Source organism: Streptomyces sp. NPDC053665, assembly GCF_055585285.1.
The window spans coordinates 299,531-325,333 of sequence record NZ_JBVJKK010000007.1 but is presented as its reverse complement, the minus strand read 5'-3'; the positions used below and the strand labels follow the sequence as shown (position 1 = coordinate 325,333).

General features: G+C 73.3%; 21 protein-coding genes. 11 read left to right on the top strand and 10 right to left on the bottom strand.

Annotation, left to right across the window (positions count from 1 at the left end; all coding sequences use genetic code 11):
* Positions 1 to 136 precede the first annotated feature (136 nt).
* Entirely contained in the window at positions 137 to 1,567 is a 1,431-nt protein-coding gene (locus tag ACZ6ZN_RS27245) for an MFS transporter (protein ID WP_469650285.1), read from the bottom strand.
* A 272-nt stretch (positions 1,568 to 1,839) separates the two neighbouring features.
* Between ACZ6ZN_RS27245 and ACZ6ZN_RS27240 the strand changes: the two genes are divergently transcribed.
* The gene (locus ACZ6ZN_RS27240) at positions 1,840 to 2,766 is read left to right on the top strand and encodes a DUF3027 domain-containing protein (RefSeq protein ID WP_398110935.1); all 927 of its coding nucleotides are present in this window, start codon (positions 1,840 to 1,842) and stop codon (positions 2,764 to 2,766) included.
* Between the two features lie 39 nt (positions 2,767 to 2,805).
* On the opposite strand, the gene ACZ6ZN_RS27235 is transcribed toward ACZ6ZN_RS27240, so the two are convergent.
* A complete protein-coding gene (locus ACZ6ZN_RS27235; RefSeq protein ID WP_469650283.1) occupies positions 2,806 to 3,675 on the bottom strand; it encodes a helix-turn-helix domain-containing protein in 870 nt (289 codons plus the stop codon).
* 335 nt (positions 3,676 to 4,010) lie between these two features.
* On the opposite strand from ACZ6ZN_RS27235, the gene ACZ6ZN_RS27230 reads away from it, so the two are divergent.
* From ACZ6ZN_RS27230 to ACZ6ZN_RS27215, 4 genes are all read left to right on the top strand, one after another.
* Complete coding sequence (locus tag ACZ6ZN_RS27230) at positions 4,011 to 4,889, top strand: helix-turn-helix domain-containing protein (RefSeq protein WP_469650280.1); 879 nt, start codon at positions 4,011 to 4,013, stop codon at positions 4,887 to 4,889.
* Positions 4,886 to 5,095 (top strand): DUF397 domain-containing protein, encoded by a 210-nt coding sequence (locus tag ACZ6ZN_RS27225; RefSeq protein ID WP_451878820.1) that lies wholly within the window; start codon positions 4,886 to 4,888, stop codon positions 5,093 to 5,095. Before ACZ6ZN_RS27230 ends, ACZ6ZN_RS27225 begins: the two co-directional genes overlap by 4 nt.
* A gap of 88 nt (positions 5,096 to 5,183) precedes the next feature.
* On the top strand, positions 5,184 to 8,348 hold the full coding sequence (locus ACZ6ZN_RS27220; RefSeq protein ID WP_469650278.1) for a sacsin N-terminal ATP-binding-like domain-containing protein: 3,165 nt from the start codon (positions 5,184 to 5,186) through the stop codon (positions 8,346 to 8,348).
* Between the two features lie 149 nt (positions 8,349 to 8,497).
* A complete protein-coding gene (locus ACZ6ZN_RS27215; RefSeq protein WP_469650276.1) occupies positions 8,498 to 9,256 on the top strand; it encodes a calcium-binding protein in 759 nt (252 codons plus the stop codon).
* A gap of 6 nt (positions 9,257 to 9,262) precedes the next feature.
* Here the strand turns inward: ACZ6ZN_RS27215 and ACZ6ZN_RS27210 are convergent, their stop codons facing one another.
* From ACZ6ZN_RS27210 to ACZ6ZN_RS27200, 3 genes are all read right to left on the bottom strand, one after another.
* A complete protein-coding gene (locus ACZ6ZN_RS27210; protein ID WP_451878817.1) occupies positions 9,263 to 11,656 on the bottom strand; it encodes an HAD-IC family P-type ATPase in 2,394 nt (797 codons plus the stop codon).
* Positions 11,657 to 11,789: 133 nt separating this feature from the next.
* The gene (locus ACZ6ZN_RS27205) at positions 11,790 to 12,635 is read right to left on the bottom strand and encodes a class I SAM-dependent methyltransferase (RefSeq protein WP_469650274.1); all 846 of its coding nucleotides are present in this window, start codon (positions 12,633 to 12,635) and stop codon (positions 11,790 to 11,792) included.
* A 124-nt stretch (positions 12,636 to 12,759) separates the two neighbouring features.
* Positions 12,760 to 13,035: a DUF2530 domain-containing protein gene (locus tag ACZ6ZN_RS27200; RefSeq protein WP_469650272.1), complete on the bottom strand. Its 276-nt coding sequence runs from the start codon at positions 13,033 to 13,035 to the stop codon at positions 12,760 to 12,762.
* 118 nt (positions 13,036 to 13,153) lie between these two features.
* On the opposite strand from ACZ6ZN_RS27200, the gene ACZ6ZN_RS27195 reads away from it, so the two are divergent.
* Positions 13,154 to 14,608, top strand: a complete 1,455-nt coding sequence (locus ACZ6ZN_RS27195) for an NCS2 family permease (RefSeq protein WP_451878814.1) — start codon at positions 13,154 to 13,156, stop codon at positions 14,606 to 14,608.
* Here the strand turns inward: ACZ6ZN_RS27195 and ACZ6ZN_RS27190 are convergent.
* Positions 14,578 to 14,805 carry a ribbon-helix-helix protein, CopG family gene (locus ACZ6ZN_RS27190; RefSeq protein ID WP_398110944.1) on the bottom strand — a complete coding sequence of 76 codons (228 nt, stop codon included), beginning with the start codon at positions 14,803 to 14,805 and terminating at the stop codon, positions 14,578 to 14,580. The two genes, ACZ6ZN_RS27195 and ACZ6ZN_RS27190, sit on opposite strands and share 31 nt — an antisense overlap.
* Positions 14,806 to 14,960: 155 nt before the next feature.
* Between ACZ6ZN_RS27190 and ACZ6ZN_RS27185 the strand changes: the two genes are divergently transcribed.
* Positions 14,961 to 15,398 carry a MarR family winged helix-turn-helix transcriptional regulator gene (locus ACZ6ZN_RS27185; RefSeq protein WP_398110945.1) on the top strand — a complete coding sequence of 146 codons (438 nt, stop codon included), beginning with the start codon at positions 14,961 to 14,963 and terminating at the stop codon, positions 15,396 to 15,398.
* 27 nt (positions 15,399 to 15,425) lie between these two features.
* Complete coding sequence (locus ACZ6ZN_RS27180; protein ID WP_469650268.1) at positions 15,426 to 16,802, top strand: MFS transporter; 1,377 nt, start codon at positions 15,426 to 15,428, stop codon at positions 16,800 to 16,802.
* A gap of 6 nt (positions 16,803 to 16,808) precedes the next feature.
* Here ACZ6ZN_RS27180 and ACZ6ZN_RS27175 read toward each other — a convergent pair whose 3' ends face one another.
* Positions 16,809 to 17,396 carry a Uma2 family endonuclease gene (locus ACZ6ZN_RS27175; RefSeq protein WP_469650266.1) on the bottom strand — a complete coding sequence of 196 codons (588 nt, stop codon included), beginning with the start codon at positions 17,394 to 17,396 and terminating at the stop codon, positions 16,809 to 16,811.
* A 112-nt stretch (positions 17,397 to 17,508) separates the two neighbouring features.
* On the opposite strand from ACZ6ZN_RS27175, the gene thpR reads away from it, so the two are divergent.
* On the top strand, positions 17,509 to 18,081 hold the full coding sequence (gene thpR, locus ACZ6ZN_RS27170; RefSeq protein WP_469650256.1) for an RNA 2',3'-cyclic phosphodiesterase: 573 nt from the start codon (positions 17,509 to 17,511) through the stop codon (positions 18,079 to 18,081).
* A 190-nt stretch (positions 18,082 to 18,271) separates the two neighbouring features.
* Here thpR and ACZ6ZN_RS27165 read toward each other — a convergent pair whose 3' ends face one another.
* Entirely contained in the window at positions 18,272 to 19,264 is a 993-nt protein-coding gene (locus tag ACZ6ZN_RS27165) for an aldo/keto reductase (RefSeq protein WP_398111140.1), read from the bottom strand.
* A 52-nt stretch (positions 19,265 to 19,316) separates the two neighbouring features.
* Positions 19,317 to 19,991: an SGNH/GDSL hydrolase family protein gene (locus tag ACZ6ZN_RS27160; RefSeq protein ID WP_469650255.1), complete on the bottom strand. Its 675-nt coding sequence runs from the start codon at positions 19,989 to 19,991 to the stop codon at positions 19,317 to 19,319.
* A gap of 136 nt (positions 19,992 to 20,127) precedes the next feature.
* Here ACZ6ZN_RS27160 and ACZ6ZN_RS27155 point away from each other — a divergent pair, with 136 nt between their 5' ends.
* Complete coding sequence (locus ACZ6ZN_RS27155) at positions 20,128 to 21,108, top strand: WD40 repeat domain-containing protein (protein ID WP_469650252.1); 981 nt, start codon at positions 20,128 to 20,130, stop codon at positions 21,106 to 21,108.
* A gap of 96 nt (positions 21,109 to 21,204) precedes the next feature.
* Here the strand turns inward: ACZ6ZN_RS27155 and serC are convergent, their stop codons facing one another.
* Entirely contained in the window at positions 21,205 to 22,323 is a 1,119-nt protein-coding gene (gene serC, locus ACZ6ZN_RS27150; RefSeq protein WP_469650249.1) for a phosphoserine transaminase, read from the bottom strand.
* Positions 22,324 to 22,826: 503 nt separating this feature from the next.
* Between serC and ACZ6ZN_RS27145 the strand changes: the two genes are divergently transcribed.
* Positions 22,827 to 25,781, top strand: coding sequence for an FAD-binding and (Fe-S)-binding domain-containing protein (locus ACZ6ZN_RS27145; protein ID WP_469650246.1), 2,955 nt, complete (start codon positions 22,827 to 22,829; stop codon positions 25,779 to 25,781).
* Positions 25,782 to 25,803: the final 22 nt, after the last annotated feature.

The following is a 25,803-nucleotide window of genomic DNA, read 5'->3' as shown; positions in this document are numbered from 1 at the left end:
TATCGGGCCCGCGGGTCACACCGCCCACGCGGGGTCCGGCGCGCCCGTGCCACCCTTGTCCGGGTCCGGCTCGGGTGCCCGCGTGGTGTCTCACCGGGCGGGGTCCGGGCGGCCGGGGCCCGGGCGGCCGGGGCTCCTAGGCCACACGGGCCCGGCCCGTGCCTCCGCGCCGGGCCGAGTCGATCAGGCCGCGGGCGTTCGCCAGCCAGCCGGTGCCGACGATCGCGGCGCCGACCGCGAGCCCCGCCGTGCCGTTGAGCGGCATGACGATGCCGATCGCCCCGCCCAGCACCCAGGACATCTGCAGCAGTGTCTCGGAGCGGGCGAAGGCCGAGGTGCGGACCAGTTCGGGCACGTCGCGCTGGATCAGCGCGTCCAGCGACAGCTTGGCCAGCGCCTGGGCGAAGCCCGCGATCGCGGCCAGCACGGCGACGAGGATCGCCCCGAAGAACACCGCGGCCGTGATCGCCGCGCCCAGCACGCACGCCACGACCGTCACGATGATGATCTCCGGGGCCCGGGAGCGCAGCCACGCCCCGACGGCCGTGCCGAGCGCGTTGCCGGCCCCCGCGGCGACGCCCACTATCCCCAGGGACACGGCGGCGCTCTGGCCGGAGATCGGGTGCTCGCGCAGCAGGAACGCGAGGAAGAAGATCAGGAAGCCGGTGAGGCAGCGGATGGAGGCGTTGACGGCCAGTGCGTGGGTGACGGCCGGCCCGACCGTCCGCAGCCCGGGGCGTTTGACCGGCCGGCGGTGGGGCCCGTGCAGGTGCTGCTCGTCCGCGGCCAGCAGGGCGCGGTCCTCACCCTTGGCCGAGTCGACCTTCGGCGGCAGGGTGAACGACAGGAACGTTCCCGCGATGAAGATCAGGAAGGCGCCGTAGAGCGGCCAGCGCGGGCCGATCTGCTGGAGCCCCGCGCCGATGGGGGCGGCGATGCCGGTGGCGAGGAGGCCGCCCAGGGTGACCCGCGAGTTGGCCTTGACCAGGGAGAAGCGCGGGGGCAGCAGCCGCGGCACCACGGCGCTTCTGACCACGCCGTACGCCTTCGAGGCGACGAGGACGCCGAGCGCCGCCGGGTAGAGCTGCAGGCTGCCGCTGGCGACGGCGCCGGACAGCACGATCGCGAGCAGCGCCCGGGCGAACATCGCTCCGGCCATCGCGGCGCGGCGGCCGTGCGGGATGCGGTCGAGGAGGGGGCCGATGACGGGGGCGAGGAGGGTGAAGGGCGCCATCGTGATGGCGAGGTAGAGCGCGACGCGCCCGCGCGCCTCGTCGGTCGGCACGGAGAAGAACACCGTGGAGGCGAGGGCCACGGTGATCATGACGTCGCCGGCGCCGTTGACCGCGTGCAGTTCGATCAGCTTGCCGAGGCCGGACTCGCCGGCGCCGTGCGCGTGGGTGGCCTTGCGGATGCCGCGGGCGGTTCCGGTGAACGGGAAGTGCAGGGCGCGCCCGAACGCGCGGAAGGGGCCCCGACGGCCCGGCGTGTGCGGTCGGCTGGTTCCCTTGACCCCTTTCGACCCACCGGTCCCGGTGGCGCCCTGGGGCGTCTTCGCGGCTGCCACGTCGTCATAGTGCCCCGATAAGGCTGTGGCTAGTGCCATTACCGCTTGTATAGGGCCTCTGGGGTGACTGTCCGGGGGCGATCGGTGATGACCGGTCCGGTGGGTATCAGGACCGTCGGTGTACGCGAAGTGGGGCGGAAGGGTAGCGTGCGTATCTCAGCCATCCCGCAGAATGGATGAAGGACGTCGACGCGGTCCCCCGGTCCGCTCCGTCCGTCCCCGCGCCGGGAGTGGCGCACTCGTGAGACGGCGTATGGAGAGAAGCGATACCTGTGAGCGCAGCGACAACGCGAAGCCGCACCCCTGACCGCCTGTGCGCCGAGGCCGTCGACCTCGCACGCGCCGCCGCCGAGGAGGCCGCCGCGCCGGGGATCGTCGGCGAGCACGTGGGGGCGGTCTCCGAGGGGGACCGCGTTGTCACGCACTTCTTCGCGTGCCGGGAACTGGGCTACCGGGGCTGGCGCTGGGCCGTGACCGTGGCCCGGGCGTCCCGTGCGAAGGTGGTCACGGTCGACGAGGCGGTCCTGCTGCCCGGGCCGGACGCGGTGCTGGCGCCCGAGTGGGTGCCGTGGAGCGAGCGGCTGCGGCCGGGCGACATGGGCCCGGGCGACCTGCTCCCCACGGACGCCGAGGACCTGCGCCTGGAGCCCGGCTTCTCCGGTGAGGAGGAGCCGCCGCCCAACTCCGCGGTCTCCCACGAGATGGCCGACCTGGTGGAGGCGGAGGACGCCGACGTCACCGGGGACGGCCCCGCCCGCCTCCCGCTCACCCCGTCGCGCGGCTCCATCGCCGCCGTCGCGGAGGAGCTGGGCATGCGCCGCGCCCGGGTGCTGTCCCGTTACGGGCTGCACACCGCGGCCGACCGCTGGGAGGAGGCGTTCGGCGCCAAGACCCCCATGGCCCAGTCGGCCCCCGCGTCCTGTGTCAGCTGCGGCTTCCTGGTGCCGATCGGCGGCTCCCTCGGCCAGGCCTTCGGCGCCTGCGCCAACGAGTTCTCCCCGGCCGACGGCCGGCTGGTCTCCCTGGCCTACGGCTGCGGCGGCCACTCCGAGGCGGCCGTCATGCCCCGCCCGCCGCAGCCGGCCCCGCCGGTCGTGGACGAGACGCGTGTGGACCCCTTCCCGCTCCGCCCGGCCCCGGACTCCGGCTCGGTGCCGGTCACGGACGACGACACCTCGGCCGATCTCGGCCACTCGTAGCGTGCCCCGGGGGGCCGGCGGTGGTGCGCCGGCCTCCTCTCAGAGCCCCGGGTGCGTGAGGCAGCCGCGGCAGTGGCTCTCGGTCGCCGGGGCGCGGAAGGCGCGGTCGCAGGTCTCGCAGGAGCGCAGCGGGTGGCGTGGCGCGGGTGGGGGGATCGGGGCGGCGTACGGGGGCGGGTCCGGCAGCCGGGCCGTGAGGCGGTGGGCGAGCAGCGCCGCGGGGCGGCGCAGGGGCCCGTCGGGGAGACCGGTGGTCAGGGCGTGGCGTACGGCGGCGGGTGCGACGTCGCGCTCCAGCCAGGCCGCCACGCCGGGGGCCAGATGCGCGGTGTCCGTCGCGGACAGCAGCAGGCGGGGGTCGGACTGGCGCAGGCCGGTGAGGAGATCGGTCGCCTGCTGGTGCAGCGCGGTGGCTGCGGCGGGGGTCGGCCGGGGGACGGCGGGGAGGGCCTTGGGGGGCCGGGGCCTTCGCGCCGGTTCCGGCCGGGGCCGCGGGTCGGGGCAGTCGGAGCCGGCCGGCTCTCGCCGGTGGCCCGGTTGGTTGCAGGAGATGGTCCGGGTGACGATACGGCCGGTGGGGGTGCGGACGCGTTCACGGCGGAGGTAGCCGTGGGCTTCCAGTTCGCGCAGGGCGCCGGCGATCCGCGTGGTGCCCTCCGTGAACCGCGCGGCGAGGCTCTTGATGTCCACGGGAGTCCCGGCGGGCAGCGACTGGATGTGGCAGCCCAGGCCGATCGCGAGGAGCGACAACTCCTCGTGCTGGGCGAGGTGGTTGCCGATCACCACGAAGCGGGTGGTGTGGCGGGTGTTCTCGTGGACGACGCCGCCCGAGCGGTGACGCGAACGGGTCGAATTGCGGTCGGCGGCTGACCGGGCGCGCGAGGGCGCGCTAGGGTTTTGGGTATCCATCGGGGAAGGTCGTTTCTTCCTTGGTGGTCAGGCCCTCGCACTGGGATTGCCGTCCCGGCGGGGGCCGAAGTCTTTTTCGGTTGTGTGCGCTGAGCGTAGAGGTGCCGGGCCCCCGAAAATCCAGCTCAGCCGGTGATGTTCACCCTCCCGAGTGAGCGCGCGCCGCCGGGCGGGAAAGGGTGGGGCTTGGCGGGGTCCTTTCTCCCGCGGTTCTTTTCTCTGGAGGGCACCGACGGCACCGAAGCCCGGGAACGCGGGTTCCGGCAACCGGCGTGCCGTCACCCCGTGTACGTCTATGGTCACTTCGGGTGTTCGTTCCGAGGGAGAGGTGCGGCATGACGGCGGTCGAGGCGGGGGCGGGTCGGCTCAAGAGCGAGGCGGACGAGCCGGGTTGGGAGGTGGACCCGGACGACGAGTGGGGTGTCGCGGTCATCACCACCGTCGGCAGGCAGCTCAAGCTGCGGCGCGAGGCGGCGGGGATGCGGGCCGCCGAGTTCGGCCGGGCGGTCGGCTACGGCGAGGACATGGTCTACAAGATCGAGGGCGGCAAGCGGATCCCCCGCCAGGAGTTCCTCGACCGGGCGGACGAGGTCCTGGACGCGGGTGGACTCCTCGCGGCGGCCTGGGAGGACGTGAAGAAGGTCCGGTATCCCAAACGGGTCCGGGAGCTGGGGAAGCTGGAGGCGAAGGCGGTCGAGATCGGGTTGTACGAGTGCAACATCGTCGCCGGGCTGTTGCAGACGCCGGAGCACGCGCGAGCCGTGATCGGAGCCGCACAGCCTCCGTACTCGCCGGACGACGTGGAACGCATGGTGGCCGCTCGCCTGGCTCGGCAGGCGGTCTTCGAGCGTGACCCGGCCCCGGCCCTCAGCTTCGTCCTGGAAGAGGGGGTTCTACGACGCCCTATCGGGGGGAGGATGGCTTGGCGTCGGCAGCTCGAACGCCTGTTGGAGGTGGGGAAGTTGCACAACGTCGTGTTGCAGGTGATGCCGATGAACTGTGACACCCACTCCGGGATGGACGGCAGGATCGAATTGATGAAGTTCGCGGACGGGACGGCGGTAGGGCGCTCCGACGGCGCCTTCAGCGGTCGGCCGACCTCCGATCCGAGGCACCTGCGCATCCTTGAGCTGAGGTATGGCACGATCCGGGCTCAGGCACTCTCTCCACGCGAGTCAACGGCCCTCATCGACGAACTGCTGGGAGAAACATGATCCGCAAGACCAACGGCGGGGACGCTTCCGAGCCGGCGTGGTTCAAGAGCAGCTACAGCGGTGGCAACGACGGCAACTCCTGCGTCGAACTCGCCCTCACCCCCGGCGCCGTCCTCGTCCGCGACTCCAAGGACGCCGACGGCCCCCGCATCGGCTTCACCCCGGGCACCTGGGCGGCGTTCGTGCCGTACGCCTCCCGGGTCTGACGCCCGGCGCACCGGGCCCGCGCCGCTCACGGCCGTCTCGCCGCCCCGCCGGGGAGCGGTACCTTCGACCTCACGCCGATCAGGGCCGATGAGGAGAGTCAACGTGAGCAGCAAGTTCGTGCGCCCCGCCGCCGAGGGTGCCGACCCCTTCGGCACGGCCCGGCTGCGGCGCGGTGTCCTCGACGCCTGGGCCACCAGCCCGGCCCGGTTCCGTGAGGACGCCAACGCCGAGGAGGACCTGGTCCTGGGCGGCTACCGGGACCGGCTCGTCGTCGAACTGGCCCAGAACGCCGCCGACGCCGCGGCCCGCTCCGGGGCCGCCGGGCGGCTGCGGCTGACGCTGCGCGACGGGGTGCTCGTCGCCGCCAACACCGGTGCCCCGCTGGACGCGGCCGGTGTCGAGTCGCTGTCCACGCTGCGGGCGTCCGCCAAACGCGACACGCCCTCCGTCGGGCGGTTCGGCGTCGGCTTCGCCGCCGTGCTGTCCGTCACCGACGAGCCCGCCGTCGTCGGCCGGCACGGCGGGGTGCGCTGGTCCCTCGCCGAGGCCAGGGACCTGGCCGCCGACACGGCGCGGCACAGCCCCGGTCTCGGTGACGAGGTGCGCCGGCGCGACGGCCACGTCCCGCTGCTGCGGCTGCCGTTCGCCGCCGAGGGCACCGCGCCCGCCCCGTACGACACGGCCGTCATCCTGCCGCTGCGCGACGCGGCCGCCGCCGATCTCGCCGAGCGGCTGCTGCGGTCCGTCGACGACGCGCTGCTGCTCGCCCTGCCCGGGCTGGAGGAGGTCGTCGTCGAGATCGGCGACGAGAGCCCGCGCACCCTCACCCGCCGCACCGACGGTCCCTTCACCGTCGTCGACGACTCCCGCGACGGCGTCACCCACTGGCGCATCGCCGCCGCCCACGGCCCCCTCGACCCGGGCCTGCTCGCCGACCGGCCCGTCGAGGAACGGCTGCGGCCGCACTGGTCGGTCACCTGGGCCGTGCCCGTGGACGGCGACGGCGGCCCGGCCCGGCCGCGCACTAGCCCCGTGGTGCACGCCCCCACGCCCAGCGACGAGCCGCTCGGTGTCCCCGCGCTGCTCATCGCGTCCTTCCCGCTGGACTCCACGCGCCGCCACGCCGCCCCGGGCCCGCTGACCGACTTCCTGGTCGAGCGTGCCGCCGACGCCTACGCCGAACTCCTCGCCGCCTGGCGCCCGGTGTCCACCGGCATCATCGACCTGGTGCCCGGCCCGCTCGGCAAGGGCGAACTGGACGGCGCCCTGCGGCACGCCGTCCTCCAGCGGCTGCCGCGCACCGCGTTCCTCCCGCCCGCCCTCCCGCCGCAGGAGGACGACGACCTGCCCGAGTCCCTGCGGCCGCGGGACGCCGAACTCGTCGAGGGCGCGGGCGCGGACGCCGTGCGGGTCCTCGCCGAGGTGCTGCCCACGCTGCTGCCCGCCGGACTGGAACGCCGCCCCGAGCTGCGCACCCTCGGGGTCGCCCGGGTCCCCCTGACCGACGCGATCGACCGGCTGGCCGGGCTGGAGAAGGAGCCGGGCTGGTGGCGGCGGCTCTACGACGCTCTCGCCGGGGTCGACCCGGACCGGCTGTCGGGACTGCCCGTGCCGCTGGCCGGGGGCGGGCCCGAGACGTCCGGCAGCGGAGCGGGACGTACGACGATCGGGCCGCGGCAGGTGCTGCTGCCCGGGCCGGAGACCGCCCGCATCGACCCGGAGGTCCTGGCCCGGCTGGGGCTGAAGGTCGCCCACCCGGACGCCGTCCACCCGATCCTGGAGAAGCTGGGGGCCTTGCCCGCCACCCCGCGGGCCGTCCTCACCACTCCGCAGGTGAGGGCCGCCGTCGCCGCCTCCCTGGACGACGAGGGCGGGCTGAACTGGGAGGACGACGTCCTCGACGCCGAGGAGCTGGCCGACACCGTGCTGGGCCTGGTCCGGGACGCCGGTCTGGAGCCCGGCGAGGAGCCCTGGCTCGGCGCGCTCGCCCTGCCCGACGAGGACGGCGAACCGGCCCCGGCGTGCGAACTGGTCTACCCGGGCGGGCCGTTCGCCGGGGTCATGCGGGAGGGCGAACTGGCCTTCGTGGACGCGGAGCTGGCGTCGCGCTGGGGGGAGCAGCCGCTGGCCGCGTGCGGGGTGCTGGTGGACTTCGCGCTGGTGCGCGCCACCGACGTCGTCCTCGACCCGGACGAACTGGAGCCGCGCGAGGGCGACTTCGCGGAGCCGGACGATCCGGGGCTGCTGGACGCCGTCGACGTGTGGTGCGAGGACGTGCTCGACCGGTTCCCCGACAGCCCGGTGCCGCCGGTGGCGACCGAGATCGTCGCGGTGCGGGACCTGGACCTGGTCGACGAGGACAAGTGGCCGCAGGCGCTGGCGCTGCTGTCCCGGCCGCCGCTGCGGGACGCCCTGGTGCAGCCCGTGCGGATCCTGCTGCACGACGGGACGCACGAGGTCGTCCGGCCGTACACCGCCTGGTGGCTGCGCGGGAACCCCGTGCTGGACGGCCGCCGCCCGGCGGGTCTGCGCTCGGCCGGAGGGGACCGGCTGCTGCGGGGCCTGTACGACGAGGCCGACGCCACCGGCTTCGACGACGAGCAGGTGCTGCGGGCGCTGGGCGTGCGCACGTCCGTCGCCGCGCTGCTGGACGAGCCCGGCGGCGCCGCCGAACTGCTCGACCGGCTGGCCGACCCGGAGCGGGAGGTGACGGCCGCGCAACTGCACGCGCTGTACGGGGCGCTGGCCGACCTGGACCCGGACCAGGTGACATTGCCGGACGATCTGCGCGCGGTCGTCGACGGCCGGGTGGAGGTCGTGGACGCGGCCGACGCGGTGGTCTGCGACTCGCCCGACCTGCTGCCGTTCACCCGGGGTGTGCCCCTGCTGCCCGTACGCCCGGCCCGGGCCGCGGAGCTGGCGGAGCTGTTCCAGGTGCGGCGGCTCAGCGAGTCCGTCACCGGCGAGGTCACCTCCGAGGGCACCGGGCACGAGGTGCCGGAGGCGGTGCGGACGCTGCTCGGGGCGCGGACCCCGGCCTCCTACGTCGAGCACGAGGAACTCGTCGTGGACGGGGTGGAGATCGACTGGCGGCTGACCGACGACGGTGTGCTGCACGCGGCCACCCTGGAGGGCGTCGCCGCCGGACTCGCCTGGGCGGCGGGTCAGTGGCCCCGCCGCTTCGAGGTGGCGGCCCTCCTGGAGGACCCGTCCCGCACCCGGGAACTGGCCCGGGACCGGTGGTTCGACTGAGGGAGAGCCGGCGCTCACGAATTCTTCACCCTCCATACAACCTTTCCCCCGCCTTGCGGATCTGATCGCGTGAGTCAGCAGACTCCACGATCACCTGGGCCCCGGGAGCCGACGACGAGCACCGGGGCCCCTCTCCACCTGGGGAACGCATGCGCATTCGAGCCACCGTGGCCGCCGTCACCGGCGCCCTGGCCCTCTCCGCCCTCGCCGTCCCGGCCGCCCAGGCCGACGGCGGTGACGGCGACACCCGGATCACCAAGGTCGTCGTCGACGGCGACAACAAGGTGTCCCTCGGCATCTCGGAACCGAAGACGATCAAGGTCAGTGTGACCGCCACCGACGACTCCGGCATCGCGAGCGCCGACGAGTTCTCGCTCGAGGGCCCCGACTACGGGTACCTCTCCACCGGCAGGCCCACCTGCAAGGCGGCGAGCTCGACCACCTCGACCTGCACCGCCTCGGTCCTGGTCGACCCCAAGGTCGACTACTTCAGCAACGCCAACGCCGGCACCTGGTACGTGGGCGCCTGGGTCGACGCCGAGGACGGCGACTGGAACTGGAAGGAGAAGGCCGCCTCCTTCCAGTTCCAGCGTGCCTCCAGGCTGACGGTCAACGCCTCGCCCGAGCCGGTCAAGAAGGGCAGGACCATCACGGTCACCGGCAAGCTGTCGCGGGCCAACTGGGAGACGCTCAAGTACGCGGGCTACACCAACCAGTCCGTGAAGCTTCAGTTCCGGAAGAAGGGCTCCAGCACCTACACCACGCTGAAGACCATCAAGTCGAACAGCACGGGTGAGCTGAAGACCACCGTCACGGCCTCCACGGACGGCTACTTCCGGTACTCGTTCGCCGGCACGACGACCACCCCGGCCGTCAACGCCACGGGCGACTTCGTCGACGTGCAGTAGCCCCGGCTACGCGGGGAAGCGGCGGTCCACCCCTCTCCACAGGAGTTCCAGGGCGGCCGCCGCCACCGCCGCGATGCCGACGGCGGTCCACGGCATCGTCATCCCCACCAGCTTCAGCGCGAAGAAGTGCTGCAACCACGGGACCACCAGCACCAGCAGGAACGCCCCTCCCATCGCGGCGACCAGCGCGATCCGCCACCAGGTGTAGGGCCGGGCGATGATCGCCAGCACCCACATCGACACGAGGAACAGCGTCAGCGTCGCCGCGCTGGTCTCCGCGTCCAGCGCGCCCGGCCCCGCGTAGTGCCCCCGCGCGAGGAGGTACGTGGCGAAGGTGGCCACCGCCGCGACCACCCCGCCGGGGATCGCGTACCGCATGACCCGCCGGACGAAGTGCGGCCTCGCGCGCTCCTTGTTGGGCGCGAGCGCCAGGAAGAACGCCGGGACCCCGATCGTCAGCGTCGACAGCAGGGTCAGATGGCGGGGCAGGAACGGGTACTCCACCTGCGAGCACACCACCAGGACGGCCAGCAGTACCGAGTACACCGTCTTGACGAGGAACAGCGTCGCCACGCGCGTGATGTTGCCGATCACCCGGCGGCCCTCGGCGACCACCGACGGCAGGGTCGCGAAACTGTTGTTCAGCAGCACGATCTGCGCGACCGCCCGGGTCGCCTCCGAGCCGGAGCCCATCGCCACACCGATGTCGGCGTCCTTGAGGGCGAGCACGTCGTTGACGCCGTCCCCCGTCATCGCGACGGTGTGCCCGCGCGACTGCAACGCCCCGACCATGTTCCGCTTCTGCTGCGGGGTGACCCGGCCGAACACCGTGCCGTCGTCGACCGCGTCCGCCATGCCGTCCTGATCGTCGGGCAGCCGCCGCGCGTCCACGGTGGTCCCGGACAGCCCCAGCTTGGCGGCGACCGCACCGACCGAGACCGCGTTGTCGCCCGAGATGACCTTGGCCCGTACGTCCTGGTCGGCGAAGTAGCGCAGGGTGTCGGCCGCGTCCGGCCGCAGCCGCTGCTCCAGCACGACCAGGGCGGTGGGCTCGGCGCCCTCGGTCACCCGGGGATCGCCGAGGTCCCGCGCGACCCGGACGAGCAGCAGCACCCGCAGACCCTGCTCGTTGAGCCGGCCGGTCTCCGCGAGCGCCTCGTCGTCGTCCGCCAGCAGCACGTCCGGCGCGCCCAGCAGCCACCGCGAGGTCCGCCCGCCGCCCTCGTCGAAGGCGGCACCGCTGTACTTGCGGGCCGAGGAGAACGGCAGCGCCTCGGTGCAGGGCCAGTCCGCCACGGCCGGGTACGCGTCGATGATCGCCTTCAGCGAGGCGTTGGGCCGCGGGTCCGACGCGCCGAGGGCGCCGAGCACCTTCCGCACGTACGTCTCGTCCGCGCCCCGGAGCGGGTGCGTCCCCGTGACGTCCATGCCGCCCTCGGTGAGGGTGCCGGTCTTGTCCAGGCAGACGGTGTCGACCCGGGCCAGGCCCTCGATCGCGGGCAGCTCCTGGACCAGGCACTGCTTGCGGCCCAGCCGGATCACGCCGATGGCGAAGGCGACCGAGGTGAGCAGGACCAGACCCTCGGGGACCATCGGGACGATGCCGCCGACCGTGCGGGCGACGGAGTCGTCGAAGGCGTTCTCCTTCACGAACAGCTGGCTGACGATCAGGCCGATCGCGGTCGGGACCATCATCCAGGTGACGTACTTCAGGATGGTGGAGATGCCCGAGCGCAGCTCGGACTGGACGAGCGTGAACCGGGAGGCCTCCTCGGCGAGCTGCGCCGCGTACGCCTCCCGGCCGACCTTCGTGGCCTGGAACGCCCCGCCGCCCGCCACCACGAAACTGCCGGACATCACCGGGTCGCCGGGCTGCTTGACGACCGGGTCGGCCTCGCCGGTGAGCAGCGACTCGTCGATCTCCAGCCCGTCGGCCTCGGCGCACACCCCGTCCACGACGACCTTGTCGCCCGGGCCGATCTCGATCAGGTCGTCGAGGACGATCTCGGAGGTGTGGACCTGCGCGGAAGCCCCGTCGCGGCGCACGGTCGGGCGCACCTCACCGATCACCGCGAGCGAGTCCAGGGTCTTCTTCGCCCGCCACTCCTGCACGATGCCGATGCCGGTGTTGGCGAGGATCACGAACCCGAACAGGCTGTCCTGGATCGGTGCGACGACCAGCATGATCAGCCACAGCACGCCGATGATCGCGTTGAAGCGGGTGAAGACGTTCGCCCGGACGATCTCGGCGACCGACCGGCTGCTGCGCACCGGCACGTCGTTGACCTGCCCGCGCCGCACCCGCTCGGCGACTTGGGCGCCGGTCAGCCCCGTCTCGCGTGCGGTGATCGTCCCCGGCGGTGCGGAGCCGGTCCGGGCACCCGCGTCGAGATGCGTCATGCCTTCGACGGTACGTGCGGTCGTGTCGCTTCACCCGCCGAATGCGGCGAAGATCCGACCTGGGAAGGACCGGCTTCGTGCCGTGGTCGTACGGCGGTTGCATCCCGTCCGACCGCGGTGCCGCCGCCGGGTCTCAGCCGGCCCGGCGGGCGGTGAGCAGCAGGTACTCCCACTCCAGAGCCGTCCCGTCCTGCCCCGCCGCGAGGCCGCCGTCGCGGGCCAGGGCGACCAGGTCCCGGTCGAGGGCGGCGGCGCGGCCGGGCTCGCCGGCGAGGTTCTTGTAGACGGTGATGGTGGGGCCGTAGCGCTCCTTGAAGTAGTCGCGGAAGGCCTCCGGTGTGGCGAAGCGGTCGACCCGGACCGTCCGGCGCTCGGCGCGCACGTCCGTGACCCGGTCGCCGAGGAGGCCGCGCACATGCTCCTCGTCGCCCCACAGCGGGGGCGGCTGCGCGCCGGGCGGGGGCGGCGGCGCGTAGGGCTTCATCGCGGCGAACATCCGCCCGATGAACCCCTGAGGCGTCCAGCTCAGCACGCCGATGGTGCCGCCGGGGCGGCAGACCCGGACGAGTTCGCCGGCGGCCCGCTCGTGGTGCGGGGCGAACATCACGCCGACGCAGGACAGCACGGTGTCGAACTCCGCGTCGCCGAACGGCAGGGCCTCGGCGTCGGCCTCCTGCCAGGTGAGCCGCGCGCCCTGCCCCTCGGCCGCGCGCCGCCCGGCCTCGAAGAGCTCGGGGGTCAGGTCGGAGGCGACCACGTCCGCGCCGGCCAGGGCCGCCGGGATCGCGGCGTTGCCGGACCCGGCCCCGACGTCCAGCACCCGCTGCCCGGGGCCCACCCCGCACGCCTCGACCAGGATCGCCCCCAGTTCGGGGATGACCTCGGCGGCCAGGGAGGGGTAGTCGCCCTGGGCCCACATCGCGCGGTGCTTGGCCTTCAGCGCCCGGTCGACGTCGGCCGTGCTGTTCTGCGTGGTCATGGCTGCGCTCCTCACCGGTCGGGCGGCGGTGTCGCACCGACGGTCCCGGGCGCACCCGGCCGCCTCCTTCGAGCGTAGGGACGAGCCGGGGGAGTGTCTCCCCGGGGAGCGGGGCGGGAAGGCGCTATCCGGCCGGGGGCGCCGGGGTCTGCCCGCCGGACGCCGACCGCTTGATGGCGGCGTCCCGCCTGCGGACGTACCAGATGCCGATGAGGCCGAGCCCGCCGCCGGCCAGGCAGGTCCACACCCACCAGGTGTGGCCGTGGTCGTCGAACCAGCCGTAGAAGGGGAGCTGCACCAGGAAGAGGACGAACCACAGGATCGTGCCGCCGGTGATGGTGGCGACCACGGGGCCCTCCAGGGGCTCCGGCGCCTCGTGTCGGGGGGTCCACTTCGCCATGGGGGACAGCTTACGAGGCGATCAGGTCTACGCGCGGAGATGGCCGACCCGGGCCTCATATGTTCATACTGAAACGGTTTGCGTTTGACCACTTCTCTTCGTAGGAAACACCGAATACATGTCCTCCTCGGCTCCCGCCAAGGTCCCCGCCCCTGATCAGCAGCCGGGAGCCGGGCCCACGTACGGCGCACTCGACCGCTTCTTCCGGATCTCCGAGCGGGGCAGCACCCTGCCCCGCGAGGTCCGTGGCGGTCTCGCCACCTTCTTCGCGATGGCCTACATCATCGTGCTGAACCCGATCATCCTCGGCAGCGCGAAGGACATGTACGGCCACCAGCTGGACAACGGCCAGCTGGTCACCGCCACGGCCCTGACCGCCGCGTTCACCACGCTGCTCATGGGTGTCGTCGGCAACGTCCCGATCGCGCTCGCCGCCGGTCTCGGCGTGAACTCGGTCGTCGCCCTCCAGCTCGCCCCGCGCATGTCCTGGCCGGACGCGATGGGCATGGTCGTCCTGGCCGGCTTCGTCGTGATGCTGCTGGTCGCCACGGGTCTGCGCGAGCGCGTGATGAACGCCGTCCCGCACGGGCTGCGCAAGGCGATCTCCATCGGCATCGGCCTGTTCATCCTGCTGATCGGCCTGGTGGACGCAGGCTTCGTCTCCCGGATCCCCGACGCCGCCCAGACCACCGTCCCGCTGCAGCTGGGCGCCACCGGGCACCTGGACGGGTGGCCTGTCCTGGTCTTCGTGTTGGGCGTCCTGCTGACCCTGGCGCTGATCGTGCGCAAGGTCTCGGGCGCGATCCTGATCTCGATCGTCGCCATGACGGTCCTCGCGGTCGTCATCAACGCGGTCGCGAAGGTGCCGAGCTGGGGCCTGACCACGCCCAAGTGGCCCGGCAACCCCGTCGCCAGCCCCGATTTCGGGCTGATCGGCCAGGTCAGCCTGTTCGGCGGCTTCGACAAGGTCGGTGTGCTGACCGGTGTGCTGTTCGTCTTCACCGTGCTGCTGTCGTGCTTCTTCGACGCGATGGGCACGATCATGGGCGTCTCCGACGAGGCGAAGCTGACCGACGGCGAGGGGCAGATGCCCGGCATCAACAAGGTGCTGTTCGTCGACGGTCTCGCGGTCGCCGCGGGCGGTGCCAGCTCCTCCTCGGCGACGACCGCCTTCGTCGAGTCCACGGCCGGGGTCGGCGAGGGCGCCCGGACGGGCCTGGCCAACGTCGTCACCGGCTCCCTGTTCGCCGTCGCGCTGTTCCTGACGCCGGTCGCCACGATGGTCCCGTCGCAGGCGGCCACCCCCGCCCTGGTCGCGGTGGGCTTCCTGATCCTGGCCGGGTCGGTGAAGGAGATCGACTGGGCGGACTACACGATCGCCGCGCCGGCCTTCGTGACGATGGTGATGATGCCGTTCACCTACTCGATCACCAACGGCATCGGCATGGGCTTCATCACCTTCGTGGTGCTGCGGCTCGCGGTGGGCCGGGGCCGTGAGGTGCCGGCGGCCATGTACGCGGTGGCGGCGGTCTTCGCCTTCTACTACCTGATGCCGGCGCTGGGCCTGACCTGATCGCCGTCCTCGGAGCCGGGTGAGCCGTAGAACCGCTCCGTCTCCTCGACCGCGGCCTGGAACCGCTGGTCGAAGTCATCCCGAATGAGCGTCCGGACGACATAGTCCTGGACGCTCATTCCCCTTTTCGCGGCATGGTGCCGGAGCCGTTCGAGCAGGTCGTGGTCTATTCGCAGGCTGAGCACACTGGTCCCCATGCCCACGAGGGTCGCGGCACCGTTCGGGGCGGTGTGTCCCGTTCCGCCCCCGCGTCACTCGAACGAGTGATCTCGCGGGGCAGTGGCGGGGGTCACGGCCGGAGAGGTGTGTTACCGGTGGTCCTTAGCGAGAGTAATGAGTTAGACTAACGAACATGCCGGACCTCAGCCATGGCGACGACGTAGCCGCCGTGAACTCCCTCCGCTCCGCCGTGATGCGGCTGTCCCGTCGTCTCAAGCACCAGCGGGTCGACGAGTCGCTCAGCCCCACCGAGATGTCGGTGCTGGGCACCCTGTCCCTGTGCGGCCGGGCGACGCCGGGCGAGCTCGCCCGCAAGGAGCACGTCCAGCCGCCGTCGATGACCCGCATCGTGGCGCTGCTGGAGGCCAAGGGCCTGGTCCGGCTGGAGCCGCACCCCGAGGACCGGCGCCAGAAGGTCGTCACCCGCACCGAGCAGGCCGAGGCGATGCTCGCGGAGAGCCGCGCCAAGCGCAACGCGTTCCTGGCCTCGCTCGCGGAGAACCTCGACGAGGACGAGTGGGCGAAACTGCGCGCCGCCGCCCCCGTGCTGGAGAAGCTCGCGCACCTGTAAGCCGTATGCGCCAAGGAGGCGAACCTTTTGAGTTCGGGACCCGGAACACCTTCCGCCCCCGCACCTGAACCCCACGACTCCCCGCCCGCACGCCGATCCCCCGTCTCCCGGCCCGCCCGCACGTCCTCGATGTTCTCCTCCCTTCGGGTGCGCAACTACCGCCTGTTCTTCCTGGGGCAGGTCGTCTCCAACATCGGCACCTGGATGCAGCGCATCGCCCAGGACTGGCTGGTGCTCAGCCTCACCGGCTCCTCCGCCGCGGTCGGCATCACGACCGCGCTGCAGTTCCTGCCGATGCTGCTCTTCGGCCTGTACGGCGGCGTCCTCGTCGACCGGCTGCGCAAGCGGCCCACGCTGCTCGTCACCCAGACGGCGATGGGGCTCACGGCGATCGCCCTGGCCGTCCTCACCCTCACCGGCCACGTCCAGGTGTGGCACGTGTACCTCGCCGCCTTCGCGGTCGGCCTGGCCACGGTCGTCGACAACCCCGCCCGGCAGTCCTTCGTCTCCGAGCTGGTCGGCCCCGGCCAGTTGCAGAACGCCGTCAGCCTGAACTCGGCGAACTTCCAGTCCGCCCGCCTGGTCGGCCCCGCCGTGGCGGGCCTGCTGATCACCGGCGTCGGCACCGGGTACGCCTTCCTGTTCAACGGCCTGTCCTTCGTGGCGCCCCTCGCCGGGCTGCTGCTGATGCGCGCCCGCGACCTGCACGTCGCCGAGCGCGCCCCGCGTGGCAAGGGACAGCTGCGGGAGGGCGTCCGCTACGTCACCGGCCGGCCGGAGCTGATCTGGCCGATCGTCCTGGTCGGCTTCGTCGGCACGTTCGCCTTCAACTTCCCCGTCTACCTCTCCGCCTTCGCGGACGACGTCTTCCACGCCGGCGCGGGCGCCTACAGCATGTTCAACACGCTGATGGCCGTCGGCTCGGTCGTGGGCGCCCTGCTCGCGGCCCGGCGGGGCACGGCCCGGCTGCGGCTGCTGATCGTGGCCGCGATGGCCTTCGGCGCGCTGGAGATGCTCGCGGCGACGACCCCGGCGCTGTGGATGTTCGCCCTGCTCATGATCCCGCTGGGGCTGTTCGGCATGACGGTCAACGTCACGACGAACACCGCGATCCAGATGTCCACCGACCCGGCCATGCGCGGCCGGGTGATGGCCCTCTACATGATGATCTTCCTCGGCGGTTCCCCGGTCGGCGCGCCGATCGTCGGCTGGGTCACCGACACCTACGGTGCCCGGGTCGGCCTGGCGGCCGGAGGCGCGGTGGCCGCCCTCGCCGCGGCCGTCATCGGCCTGGTCCTGGCCCGCGTCGGCGACCTCCGCCTGTCGGTCGGCTGGCACCGCGGCCACCCGACGGTCCGCTTCGTCCCCCGGGAGCGGCGGGAGGAGCTGGCCCCGGCGGCGTAGGGCTGGTCAGTCCCGGGGGAACTCGCCGGTCTCCAGCACGAGCCCGACCACGGTGCCCGTCAGGTCGATCTCGTCCCCGAAGTCGAGACTCAGCTCGCCCCGGTACTCGCCGTCCTTGGGCTTGGTGTGCAGATGCCAGCGGCCGGTGTACGGGTCCACGATCAGGTACACCGGCACGCCGGCCGCCGCGTAGGCGTCCTTCTTCGGCCCGTAGTCGTTCGCCGCGGTCTTCCGCGAGATCACCTCGGCGACGAACTCGACGTCCTCGTAACGCCACAGCCCTTTGCCGTTCTTCGCCGCGCCCTCCGCCATCAGGGTCACGTCCGAGGCGAAGCCGTTGAGGTGACCCGGGTAGTCGACCCGGACGTCGGACTTCACGCGCCTGCGCGGATACGTCGTCCGCAGCTGCTCGACGATGTCCAGGATGATGTCCCAGTGGGTGTCCCGCTGAGGCGCCATGAAGATGTTCCCCCCGACGATCTCGACCTTGTAACCCTCGGGGACGGGCATCGTCTCCACCCACTCGAACATCATGTCGAGGGTGAGTTCGCCGCTGCTGTCGGCCATCTCGATCCTGTCGTCAAGGACGGTCATCGTGGCGCTCCTCCCCGGCCGCACCCGTGGTCGGACCGGCCGCGCGGTACAACGATACGCACGGTGACCGGGACACGCCCGGGCCCGCGGGCCCGGGTGCCATCGTGGACCCATGAGACTCTTCGCGGCCGTGCTGCCTCCCGACGACGTGGTGCGTGAACTGGGTTCCGTGGTCGACGGGTTGCGGCTCCTCCCCGGTGCCGACCGGATGCGCTGGACCGGCCGCCCCGGCTGGCACTTCACTCTCGCCTTCTACGGCGAGGTCGACGACGCGCTCGTGCCGGAGCTGTCGGCCCGGCTGGAGCGGGCCGCGCAGCGGACCGCCCCCTTCCCGCTGGCCGTGCGGGGCGGGGGCCAGTTCGGGCACGGCAGGGCCCTGTGGGCCGGGGCCGGGGAGGACGTGGCCGCCCTGCGCCTGCTGGCCGAACGGGCCGAGGCGGCGGCGCGGAAGGCGGGAGTGCCGATGGGGGAGCACCGGCGGTACAAGGCCCACCTGACCGTGGCGCGCAGCCGGGAGGCGAGGGACGTGCGGCCCTACGTGGACGCCCTGGCGGCGTTCGGCGGCCGGACCTGGACCGTGGAGGAGCTGGCGCTGGTGCGCAGCCGGCTGCCGGTGTCGGGAGTGCCGGGCGAGCAGCCCCGTTACGAGGCGGTCGGGCGCTGGGCGCTCGGCGGTGCCGGTTAGGCTCGGTGGCGTGGACCCGAAGACCCGCAACCGGATCATGGCCGGTGTGCTCGTGCTGATGTTCCTCGTCGTCGCCCTGGCCTCCGTGCTCGGGAAGTAGACCGCGGGGAACCGCGGACGCCTGCCCTGCGGCGGTGGGCCGGTGGGTGGTGTGTCGCGCGGTTCCCCGTGGAGTGCTGCCGGGGCGGGCCTACCAGGCGAAGGCCTCCGGGGACGGTCCCGGGCCCGGGAAGATCTCGTCCAGCCCGGACAGCAGTTCCTCCGACAGCTCCAGCTCGACCGCGCGGACCGCGGAGGCGAGCTGCTCGGCGGTGCGCGGGCCGACGATCGGGCCGGTCACACCCGGGCGGGTGAGCAGCCAGGCCAGGGCGGCCTCACCGGGCTCCACACCGTGCTTGTCGAGCAGGTCCTCGTAGGCCTGGATGCGGGACCGCTGCGCGGGGTCGGCGAGCGCGTCGGCGGCGCGGCCCGAGGCGCGGCGGCCGCCCTGGACCTCCTTCTTCAGCACACCGCCCAGCAGGCCGCCGTGCAGCGGCGACCAGGGGATCACCCCGAGGCCGTAGTCCTGCGCGGCCGGCACGACCTCCATCTCGGCGCGCCGCTCGGCGAGGTTGTACAGGCACTGCTCGCTGACCAGGCCGATGGTCCCGCCGCGCCGGGCGGCGATCTCGTTGGCCTGGGCGATCTTGTAGCCGGGGAAGTTGGACGAGCCGACGTAGAGGATCTTGCCCTGCTGGATCAGGACGTCGATGGCCTGCCAGATCTCCTCGAACGGGGTGTCCCGGTCGATGTGGTGGAACTGGTAGAGGTCGATGTAGTCCGTCTGCAGCCGCTTGAGGGAGGCGTCCACGGCCCGGCGGATGTTGACGGCGGAGAGCTTGTCGTGGTTCGGCCAGGCCGGGCCGTCGGCACCCATGTTGCCGTAGACCTTCGTGGCGAGGACGACCTTCTCGCGCCGGCCCCCGCCCTGGGCGAACCACGTGCCGATGATGCTCTCGGTACGGCCCTTGTTCTCGCCCCAGCCGTACACGTTGGCGGTGTCGTAGAAGTTGATGCCGGCGTCCAGAGCCGCGTCCATGATGGCGTGGCTGTCGGCCTCGTCGGTCTGCGGACCGAAGTTCATGGTGCCGAGGACGAGCCGGCTGACCTTGAGTCCCGTGCGTCCGAGCTGCGTGTACTCCATGGTGCCCAAGCCAACGTCCTGGAGTGCGCTCCAGGCAAGCACCGCAGGGGGGCTACGGCCGGTAGGGCCCGCCCAGGCCCCATCCCTGGTGCAGGGCCTCCGCGAAGGCGGCCGCGATCTTGTGCTCGCCGCTCGCGTTGGGGTGCGTGCCGTCGTAGGTGTCGGCGGAGACGTCGTACGAGGGCGGGGAGGAGGCCAGGAGGATGGGGGAGCCGGGCTCGTCGAGGTCGGCCGCCGTCTTGGCGAGGAGTTCGTTGAAGCGGGCGACCTCGGCGGCGAAGGCCTCGTCCGTCCGCGCCCGGATGTTCGGGGTGACCGGCAGCCACACCATCCGCACCCGCCGGTTGGCCGCCCGTGCCTCGCGGACGAAGGCCCGGACGTTCTCGGAGGTCTGCTCGGCGTTCGTGTAGAAGCCGAGGTCGATGAGGCCGAGGGAGACCAGCAGGACGTCCGCGCGGCCGGCCCGCACCGCCTCGCCGATCAGGGGCGCCATGTGCAGCCAGCCCTCGCCCCAGCCGGCCAGGTGGGCGCGCGGGAAGCCGGGCTCGGCGTACGCGAGGGAGGTCGGGGTGCCGGCGAGCTTGTCGTGGAGGGTCTCGCGCGGGCCGACGAGGGTGAACGGGCCGCCGTGGCTGCGGCACAGGTGCTGCCACATGCGGTAGCGCCACGTGTGTTCGCCCGCGCTCCCGATCGTCATGGAGTCACCGACGGGCATGAACCTGAGCATCCGCTCATCATGGACGATCGGCCCGCCCGGCGGGGTGTGAGTCGGGCCACGCGCCCCGGTCCCGGAACCCCCGCCCACCGCCCCGGCTTCCGGTCCCGGCCCGCTGAACGGCCGGGCGGGATGGCAGGCTTGGGGCATGCGCAGATCTCTCGCCCTCGTCGCCGCGGCCCTCGTCACGGGCGCGCTCGCCGCGCCCGCCTCCGCCGCCGCCGACGGGGACGGGGACGGGAAGTTCACGATCAGGGATCCGCGCATCACCGAGTCCAGCGGCCTGGCGGCCTCCCGGCAGCACCCGGGCATCTACTGGACGCACAACGACAGCGACGACGGGGCGTACCTGTACGCCGTGGACGGCTCCACGGGCGAGACGGTGGCGACGATCACGATGTCCGGCGTGGGCAGCCCGCGCGACGTGGAGGCCATCTCCGTCGGGCCGGACGGTCACCTCTACGTGGGCGACATCGGCGACAACCTCGGCGGCACCTGGCCGTACGTCTGGATCTACCGGCTGCCCGAGCCGAAGGAGCTGACGGACCGGACGATCCGGGCCACGCAGTACGTCGTGAAGTACTCCGACGGTCCCCGCGACGCGGAGTCCCTGGTCGTGCACCCGAAGACCGGCCGGGTCTACATCGTCGACAAGAACGAGAAGGGCGGCCACCTCTACGAGGGCCCGGCCCGGCTCTCCGCCTCCGGGTCCAACACCTTCCGCCCCGTCGCCGCCGTCCCGGACCTGGAGGCCACCGACGCCACGCTCTCCCCGGACGGCGAACACCTGGTCGTGCGCAGCTACTTCGGGTCGATCGCGTACGACTGGAACGGCGGGAGGATCAAGCGCAAGGAGCGGCTCGGGGTGCCGTTCCTCGGGCAGGGGGAGTCGGTCACCTACACCGCCGACGGCACGAAACTCATGTACGGGGCCGAGGGCGCCGACAGCCCGGTGGAGCCGCAGGACGCACCCGGGGGCGGGGGCTCCGGCTCGTCCTCGGACAAGGGGAGTTCGGCCGCGTCCGACGGTGGTGAGGGGTTCGACGGCACCCTCAGGACGGGCGCGATCGCCGCGGGCGCGGCCCTGGTCGTGGTCTTCGCCCTGCGGCGACTGAGGCGCCGCTCCTAGGAGCCGCCGGGCCGCCGGCGGGGTCGGGAGCCGGGCCGGGGACGGGCGAGGGCGCCCCGCACACGCGGGGCGCCCTCACTCATGTCCGCGCGGCGGTCAGAGCTTGTCGATCACGTAGTCGACGCACTGGGTGAGCGCCTCGACGTCCGCCGGCTCGATCGCCGGGAACATCGCGACCCGCAGCTGGTTGCGGCCGAGCTTGCGGTACGGCTCGGTGTCCACGATGCCGTTGGCGCGCAGCACCTTGGCGACGGCGGCGGCGTCGACCTCGTCGGTGAAGTCGATCGTGCCGATGACCTGCGAGCGCTTGGCCGGGTCGGTGACGAACGGGTTCGCGAACTTCACGTCCTCGGCCCAGCCGTACAGCGTTCGCGCCGAGGTGGCCGTGCGGCGCACCGCCCAGTCCAGGCCGCCCTGGCCGTTGATCCACTCCAGCTGCTGGTTCAGCAGGAAGAGGGTGGACAGCGCCGGGGTGTTGTACGTCTGGTTCTTGCGGGAGTTGTCGATCGCCGTGGGCAGGCTGAAGAACTCCGGGACGTGGCGGCCGGAGGCGTGGATCCGCTCGGCGCGCTCGATCGCGGCCGGGGAGAACACGCCGATCCACAGGCCGCCGTCGGAGGCGAAGGACTTCTGCGGGGCGAAGTAGTAGACGTCCGTCTCGCTGACGTCGACGGGCAGGCCGCCGGCGCCGGAGGTGGCGTCCACGAGCACCAGAGCGCCCTCGTCGGCGCCCGCCACGCGCTTGATCGGCATGGCGACACCGGTGGAGGTCTCGTTGTGGGTGAACGCGTAGACGTCCACGCCGGACTGGGCGACGGCCTCGGGGTGCGTGCCCGGGTCGGCGGCGATGACGTCCGGGTCGGCCAGCCACGGGGCGAGCTTGGCGGCCTTGGCGAACTTGGAGGAGAACTCGCCGAAGCTGAGGTGCTGCGACTTGTTCTCGATCAGGCCGTGCGTCGCGATGTCCCAGAACGCGGTGGAGCCGCCGTTGCCGAGGATCACCTCGTAGCCGTCGGGGAGCTGGAACAGCTCGCTGATGCCCTCGCGGACCTGGCCGACCAGGTTCTTGACGGGGGCCTGGCGGTGGGAGGTGCCCAAGAGGGAGGTGCCGGTGGCGGCGAGGGCGTCCAGCGCCTCCGTCCGCACCTTGGAGGGTCCCGCGCCGAAACGTCCGTCCGCGGGCTTGATGTCAGAGGGAATCTGGATCTCAGCCACGGAGGGGAGCGTAGCCGCTTCCCCAAACGCGGGCGAAACGTCGTCCGTCGGCTGAGACGGGGGCGGGCGGCGACTTCCGGAGGCCCGCCGCCCGCCGCCCGCCACCCGCCGGCCGTCCGCCGCCTGCCGGGGCCGGGTGTCCCGGCGGGGCCGTGCCGTGCCGGGCGGGGATGCGGCCTGCCGACCGCTGCCTGCCACCCACCGGGTGTCCGGGCCCGGTGCCCCGGCGGGGCTCGTGCCGCGCCGGCAGGCGACGCGGGCTGCCGCTCGCCGCCTGACGGGGGAGTGGTGGCCGTGTCCGTTTCCTGCGCCGCGCCGGACGGCGACGCGGACTGCTGCCCGCCGCCCGCGGCCTGTCGGGGCCGGGTCCCCCGGGCGGTACTCGCGCCGTGCCTTGCCTTGCCGGGCCGGGGCGCGGGCTGCCGCTCGCCGCCCGCCAGGGGAGTGGTGGCCGTGTCCGTTTCGCGTTCCGGGGCGGGCAGGGGGCCGTGCATGCTGGGCGTATGACTGATTCCCCCGTCCTCGAGACGGAGTTGCGGGCGGTCGTCCGGGGTGAGGTCGGCTTCGGGGCCGGGGACAGGGCGCTGGTGACCATGGACGCGTCCAACTACCGGCGCGTCCCGCTGGGGGTGGTGGCCCCGGTGGACGCCGAGGACGTGGCCGCCGCGCTGGCGGTGTGCCGGGAGCACGGGGTGCCGGTCGTCGCCCGGGGCGGGGGGACGTCCATCGCCGGGCAGGCCACCGGGACCGGTGTCGTCCTGGACTTCACCCGGCACATGAACCGGCTGGTCGCGCTGGACCCCGAGGAGCGCACGGCTGTCGTGCAGCCGGGGCTCGTCCTGGACCGGCTCCAGGAGGCCGCCGCCCCGCACGGGCTGCGCTTCGGCCCCGACCCCTCCACACACAGCCGCTGCACGCTCGGCGGCATGATCGGCAACAACTCGTGCGGCTCCCACTCGGTGGCGTGGGGGACGACCGCCGACAACGTCCGGGAACTGGGCGTCCTCACCGCGCGCGGGGAACGGCTGCGGCTCGGACGGCAGTGGGCCGGCGCACCGCAGGGCCTGCGCGCCCTGGCGGAGGCGGAACTGGCCCTGCTGCGCACCGGCTTCCCGGACCTGCCCCGCCGTATCTCCGGGTACGCGCTGGACGCCCTGCTGCCCGAGCGGGGCGCCGACGTGGCCCGCTCCTTCTGCGGCAGCGAGGGCACCCTGGGCGTCCTCACCGAGGCGGTGGTGCGGCTGGTCGAGGCGCCACGCGCGCGTGCGCTGGCCGTGCTGGCGTACGCCGACGAGAGCGCGGCGGCCGAGGCGGCCGCCGGGCTGCTGCCGTACCGCCCGCTCACGGTCGAGGGCATGGCGGCGGACCTGGTGCCGTCCGCGGCGGACCTGCCGCGGGGCGGGGCCTGGCTGTTCGTGGAGACCGGCGGGGAGTCGGCGGCGGAGGCACACGCGCGTGCGCAGACGATCGTAGGGGCGGCCGACGTCCTGGACGCGCTCGTCGTCACCGACCCGGCCGGGCAGCGGGCGCTGTGGCGGATCCGGGAGGACGCCAGCGGCACGGCGACCCGGATGCCCGACGGCACCGAGGCCTGGCCCGGCTGGGAGGACTGCGCCGTACCGCCCGCACGGCTGGGCGCCTATCTGCGGGACTTCCGGGCGCTGATGGCGGCGCACGGTCTGCGCGGCACTCCCTACGGGCACTTCGGGGACGGCTGCATCCACGTCCGTATCGACTTCGACCTGCTCATCCGGCCCGGAGTCGCCCGGTTCCGCCGCTTCTCCGAGGAGCTCGCGAAGCTGGTGGTGGCGCACGGCGGGTCGCTGTCCGGTGAGCACGGCGACGGGCAGGCGCGCGCCGAGCTGCTGCCGACGATGTACGGGCCGCGGACGGTCGGCCTGTTCGAGCGGGTGAAGGGCGTGTGGGACCCCGACGACCTGCTGAACCCCGGGATGCTGGTGCGGCCGGCGCCCCTGGACTCCGGCCTGCGCTTCGCCGTGCTGCCCCGCGAGCCCGTCGACGTCGCCTTCGGCTACCCGGCCGACGGCGGTGACTTCACGGCCGCGGTGCGCCGCTGCGTGGGTGTCGCCAAGTGCCGTACGGAGTCGGTGTCCGGCCCGGCCGTGATGTGCCCGTCCTTCCGGGCGACCGGCGCGGAGGAGCACTCCACGCGCGGGCGGGCCCGGCTGCTGCACGAGATGCTCGCCGGCGAGGTCGTCACCGGCGGCTGGCGTTCGCCCGAGGTGCGGGACGCGCTGGACCTGTGCCTGTCCTGCAAGGGCTGCCGCTCGGACTGCCCGGTCGGCGTCGACATGGCCACGTACAAGGCGGAGTTCCTGCACCACCACTACGCCGGGCGGCGGCGCCCCGCCGCGCACCACTCGATGGGCCGGCTGCCGCTGTGGCTGCGGGTGGTCGCGCGCACCCGCACGGCCGGGCTGGTCAACGCGCTGTCCGGGATCCGGCCGCTCGCGTGGGCGGCCCGGCGGCTGGGCGGGATCGCACCCGAGCGGCCGCTCCCGCGGCTGGCGCGGCGGACGTTCAGCGGCTGGTGGGAGCGGCGGCGCCCGCACCGCCCCGCCGCGAGCGGCGAGCTCGTGGTGCTGTGGCCCGACACCTTCACCGAGCACCTCTCACCCGCCGTGGGGCAGGCCGCCGTACGGGTGCTGGAGGCGGCCGGGCTGCGGGTGGCGCTGCCGCCGACCGTCCACCTGGCACGACCCCCCGTGGGCGACGGCCGGACGGTCGCCCTCGACCCGCTGTCGCTGCTGCGCGGGCGGGGCCGGGTGTGCTGCGGGCTGACGTACGTCTCCACGGGCCAGCTGGACCGCGCCCGCGCCGTCCTGCGCCGCACGCTCGACCTGATGGAACCGGTACTGGAGACGGAAGCGCCGGTCGTGGTCCTGGAGCCGAGCTGCGCGGCCGCCCTGCGCACCGACCTCCCGGAACTGCTGCACGACGACCCACGCGCCGCCCGCCTCGCCGCCCGGGTCCTCACCTTCGCCGAGACGCTGGAGCGGCACGCTCCCGGCTGGCGCCCGCCGCGCGTCGGCCGCCCGGTGGCAGGACAGACCCACTGCCACCAGCACGCGGTCCTGGGTGATGCCGCCGACCGCCGGCTGCGCCGGGAGGCCGGGCTCACCGGGGAACTGAGCGGCGGCTGCTGCGGGCTCGCCGGCGACTTCGGCTTCACCCGCGGCCACTACGACGTCTCCGTGGCCGTCGCGGAGGAACAGCTCCTGCCCGCGGTGCGCGAGGCCCCGGACGGCGCGGTGGTCCTGGCGGACGGCTTCTCCTGCCGCACCCAGTTGCAGCATCTGGCCGGCGTCCGGGGCAGGCACCTGGCCGAGGTGCTGGCCCAGGCGCTGGACGAGACGCGGGACGAGGCGCTGGACGAGGTGCTGGACGAGGCGCTGGACGCGGGCGGAGCGCCGCAGGGGGCGCGGGAAGAGGAGTGAGGCAGCGGGGGTCTGTGGGGCG

Excerpts from the sequence above, each read along its gene's own strand:
- ACZ6ZN_RS27235 (WP_469650283.1), bottom strand. The coding sequence starts at position 3,675 with ATGGATACCCAAAACCCTAGCGCGCCCTCGCGCGCCCGGTCAGCCGCC.
- ACZ6ZN_RS27230 (WP_469650280.1), top strand. The coding sequence starts at position 4,011 with ATGACGGCGGTCGAGGCGGGGGCGGGTCGGCTCAAGAGCGAGGCGGAC.
- ACZ6ZN_RS27225 (WP_451878820.1), top strand. The coding sequence starts at position 4,886 with ATGATCCGCAAGACCAACGGCGGGGACGCTTCCGAGCCGGCGTGGTTC.
- ACZ6ZN_RS27220 (WP_469650278.1), top strand. The coding sequence starts at position 5,184 with ATGAGGAGAGTCAACGTGAGCAGCAAGTTCGTGCGCCCCGCCGCCGAG.
- ACZ6ZN_RS27215 (WP_469650276.1), top strand. The coding sequence starts at position 8,498 with ATGCGCATTCGAGCCACCGTGGCCGCCGTCACCGGCGCCCTGGCCCTC.
- ACZ6ZN_RS27210 (WP_451878817.1), bottom strand. The coding sequence starts at position 11,656 with ATGACGCATCTCGACGCGGGTGCCCGGACCGGCTCCGCACCGCCGGGG.
- ACZ6ZN_RS27205 (WP_469650274.1), bottom strand. The coding sequence starts at position 12,635 with ATGACCACGCAGAACAGCACGGCCGACGTCGACCGGGCGCTGAAGGCC.
- ACZ6ZN_RS27200 (WP_469650272.1), bottom strand. The coding sequence starts at position 13,035 with ATGGCGAAGTGGACCCCCCGACACGAGGCGCCGGAGCCCCTGGAGGGC.
- ACZ6ZN_RS27195 (WP_451878814.1), top strand. The coding sequence starts at position 13,154 with ATGTCCTCCTCGGCTCCCGCCAAGGTCCCCGCCCCTGATCAGCAGCCG.
- ACZ6ZN_RS27190 (WP_398110944.1), bottom strand. The coding sequence starts at position 14,805 with ATGGGGACCAGTGTGCTCAGCCTGCGAATAGACCACGACCTGCTCGAA.
- ACZ6ZN_RS27185 (WP_398110945.1), top strand. The coding sequence starts at position 14,961 with ATGCCGGACCTCAGCCATGGCGACGACGTAGCCGCCGTGAACTCCCTC.
- ACZ6ZN_RS27175 (WP_469650266.1), bottom strand. The coding sequence starts at position 17,396 with ATGACCGTCCTTGACGACAGGATCGAGATGGCCGACAGCAGCGGCGAA.
- thpR (WP_469650256.1), top strand. The coding sequence starts at position 17,509 with ATGAGACTCTTCGCGGCCGTGCTGCCTCCCGACGACGTGGTGCGTGAA.
- ACZ6ZN_RS27165 (WP_398111140.1), bottom strand. The coding sequence starts at position 19,264 with ATGGAGTACACGCAGCTCGGACGCACGGGACTCAAGGTCAGCCGGCTC.
- ACZ6ZN_RS27160 (WP_469650255.1), bottom strand. The coding sequence starts at position 19,991 with ATGCTCAGGTTCATGCCCGTCGGTGACTCCATGACGATCGGGAGCGCG.
- ACZ6ZN_RS27155 (WP_469650252.1), top strand. The coding sequence starts at position 20,128 with ATGCGCAGATCTCTCGCCCTCGTCGCCGCGGCCCTCGTCACGGGCGCG.
- ACZ6ZN_RS27145 (WP_469650246.1), top strand. The coding sequence starts at position 22,827 with ATGACTGATTCCCCCGTCCTCGAGACGGAGTTGCGGGCGGTCGTCCGG.